Genomic DNA, 3,367 nt, shown 5'->3' on the forward strand with positions numbered 1-3,367 from the left:
CCCCCGCCCCTCCACCACGGGGGCGAGCAGCAGCAGCGCCGCGCACGGCAAAACCGCCGCCGCGAGCCAGGGGTCGAGGGTGGCCAGCACCGCCGTGCCGGCGCCGAAGACGGTGCCGGAGGCCACGACCGAGGCGGTGGTGTGGGCGTAGAAGAACTCCAGCGCCTCCACGTCGGCCATCGCCGTGGCGGCCAGGTCGCCGCTGCGGCGGCCGGCGACGCGGGCGGGCGCGCTGCGCGCCAGCCCGTCGAAGACCCGTACGCGCAGTTCGGCGAGTACCCGGTAGGCGAGGTCGTGGGAGAGGTCCATCTCCCGCCAGGTGGCGAACGCCCGCACGAGGACAAGCGCGACCAGCAGGGCCACCACCGCTCCGCCGGGCGCCCGGCCCTCGATGACGGCGACGCCTACGGTGTGCGCGGCCAGGGTCACCAGCAGGACCAGTGAGCCCTGTTCGACGAGGGCGGCGGCCACCGTGCGGGCGGCCATCAGGCGGTGCCCGGCGAGCGCGGGCAGCAGCGCCCGCAGCGCGCCGCGCGGCGGGCGCTCGACGTCGGCGGGCTTGTTCGGGGTGGTGCTCATGCGGCGATTCCGCCTTCCCGGGTCCGGCCGGCGCGGTCGAGTGCGGCGTAGACGCCGTCGGCGGCGAGCAGGCTGTGGTGGTCGCCGACGGAGTCGACGCGTCCCTGGTCGAGGACGACGATGCGGTCCGCGTGGCGTACGGCGGCGAGCCGGTGGGCGACCATCAGCAGGGTGCGGCCGCCGGCGGCCTTGACGAGTTCGGCGGTGATGCCCGCCTCGCGGCGTTCGTCGACGGAGCTGGTCGCCTCGTCGAGGACGAGGACGGGGGCGTCGGCCAGCAGAGCGCGGGCGAGCGCGAGCCGCTGCCGCTGGCCGCCCGAGAGGGTGGCGCCGCGCTCGCCGAGCACGGTGCCGTAACCGTCGGGTAGTGCGGTGATCTCCTCGTGCACTCCGGCGCTGCGGGCGGCCCGCACCAGGTCGGCGTCGCTCGCGTCGGGCCGGGCCAGGCGCAGGTTGTCGGCGACGCTGGCGTGGAAGAGGTAGGTGTCCTGGGAGACGACGGCGATCTGCCGGCGGTGGGAGGCCAGCGTGTGGTCGCCGATGTCCCGGCCGTCCATCAGGATGCGGCCCTCTCGCGGCTCGTGCTGGCGCAGCAGCAGGGCGAGCAGGGTGGACTTGCCGGCGCCGGAGGGTCCGACGATGGCCGTGATCCGGCCGGCGCGGGCGGTGAAGTCGACTCCGCGCAGTACGTCGGCGGTGCCGTCGCCGTAGCCGAAGCCGACGTTCTCGAAGCGGATCTCGGGCGCGCCGCGGCCGGTGACGACATGGCCGCCGAGGTCTGCGACGGCGGGGCGCAGGGCGCGCAGTTCGGCGAGGCCGTCGGCGGCGGAGACGCCCAGGTAGCCGGCGTGCCACTCGCGGGCCAGGTCGCGCACCGGGCGGAAGCACTCGGAGGCGAGCAGCAGGACGAGGTAGGTGCCGGCGGCGGTGGTGCGTCCGGTCGCGGCCGACCAGCAGGCCAGCGCGGCGGCGGCGACCGTGCCGCCCTGGATCGCCAGGTCGGTCAACCCGGTGTCGGCGAGGGAGACCCGGAGCTTGGCGACGGTGGCCCGGTGCAGTGCGGCCGACCGTTCCTCGAGGCGCCGACGGGTGCGGGCGACGGCGCCGGCGGCGCGCAGCGTCGGCATGCCCTGGAGGGCTTCCAGATAGTCGGCGCCCAGCGCCTCGTAGCTGTCCCAGTGCTCCTTGCCGCGGCGGCTGAGCAGCCGGTCCCACAGCCGGGGCCCGCAGAGCGCGAGCAGCAGCGCGGGCACCAGCCCGAGCAGCGCGTACGGTTCCACGGCGGCGACCGCGACCAGCAGCAGCGGCGGCGCGACGACGGTCACCAGCAACTGCGGCAGATAGCGGGAGACGTAGGCGTCGACGCCCTCGACGCCGTCGACGAGCGTGGTGCGCACCGCCCCGGCGCGAGTGGCGTCGAGCCGTCCGGGGCCCGCGGCGGCCAGCCGGGCCAGCAGGGTGTCGCGCAGCCGGACGCGGACCCGCGCCCCGGCCCGGGCGGCGGTGTCCCGCTGCCACCAGGTGAGCACCGCGCGCAGCGCCACCAGGGCCAGTACCGCGCCGAGCAGCGCCGGCACCCGGTCGGCCTCGCCGCGGGCGATCGCGGCCAGCGCGTAGGCGAGGGCGACGGCCTGCAGCAGGTGGGTGACGGTGACGGCGGCCAGCAGCCCGGTCGCGGCGAGCAGCGGCCGTCGGGCGGTGTCCGCCGCCCGGCGCAGCTCGGGGTGGATCAGCATGGTGGGTCCTCGGAAGTGGTGGATGTCGGGTCGGGCGGGTTCGGACGCGGTCCGCCCAGGGCGAGGCCGTGGACCACCCAGTCCCGGCCTGGCGCTTCGCCGAGCGCGGCCCCGAGGTCGGCGCACTGCCAGGAGCCGACGGGCCGGGTGGCGAGGCCGAGCCGGACGGCGGTCAGCGACGCCTGGTGGACGCCGTGGCCGGCGTGCAGATGGGCGGCCCGGATGGCGGGTGGCGGGGCGTCCTCGGGGCAGCCGTAGCCGAGCAGTACGGCCCCCGCGCGGGCGAGCCAGCCCTGTCCCGCGGCCCATGCGGCCAGGGCGGGGCGGGCGTCGCCGGCCGCCAGTCGGCGCAGCGGGGGCGGCGCGGCGTCGGCGGTGGGCGGACGGCTGGTGTCGAGTGCGAGCAGGGCCCGCTGGTCGCCGGCGGCGACACACCAACGCAGCGGTCCTCCGCAGCGGTCGGCGGTGGCCAGCACCGCCGCCAGCGCGGCCGGTGGTGGTGTGCCGACCAGCAGCGCCGGTTCGGTGCTCCGTCGGTCGGTGAGCGAGCGCTGTGCGGCGGCGTCGCCGTAGGCGCGCCCGGCTGGTGGGCGCAGTTCGACGGTGGCCAGCGGCTCCGGGCACCGTCCGGTGAGGTCCAGGCGCGGCTCGGGGAGGCCGAGGGCACACGCGGCCGCGTACAGCGCCCCCGCCGCGTGGCCGGTGTCGAGCAGTGCCAGCGGTCGCGCCCGGTGGCCGTAGTGGCTCCTGGTTCTCCGCAGTGTCACCGACAGGGCCACGGTCGCACCGGCGGTCCCGAGCGCCGGTGCGACCGCGGCGGACAGACGGTGGACGCGGTGGCGCAGCGGGTCGTAGCCGTAGCGCCCGGGCGGCAGCGAGCAGTGCCCGCCGACGTCCAGGGTCACGTCCACCGGGTGGCGGCCTCCGGCGGAGGGGTTCGGGCGCAGCCGCCGGGAGGCGGGTGAGGCTGCGAGCGAGAGGCGGAGCAGCCGGTCGAGGTCGAGCCGGTCCGCGTCGGCGGGCGGGAGCGGGAGCGCGTCACCGGGCCAGTC

Annotated in this window: 3 protein-coding genes; all 3 read right to left on the minus strand. The window is 77.5% G+C overall.

From position 1 onward, the window contains the following. The coding region (locus FNX44_RS25230; RefSeq protein WP_267129490.1) for an ABC transporter transmembrane domain-containing protein at window positions 1-579 on the minus strand (579 nt) is incomplete at its 3' end. Then, complete coding sequence (locus tag FNX44_RS25235) at window positions 576-2,315, minus strand: ABC transporter ATP-binding protein/permease (protein ID WP_143651304.1); 1,740 nt, start codon at window positions 2,313-2,315, stop codon at window positions 576-578. The genes FNX44_RS25235 and FNX44_RS25230, both read right to left, overlap by 4 nt. After that, the coding region (locus FNX44_RS28305; RefSeq protein ID WP_173019284.1) for a nitroreductase family protein at window positions 2,309-3,367 on the minus strand (1,059 nt) is incomplete at its 5' end. The genes FNX44_RS25235 and FNX44_RS28305, both read right to left, overlap by 7 nt.

The organism is Streptomyces alkaliterrae, assembly GCF_007097205.2.
Lineage (GTDB): Bacteria > Actinomycetota > Actinomycetes > Streptomycetales > Streptomycetaceae > Streptomyces > Streptomyces alkaliterrae.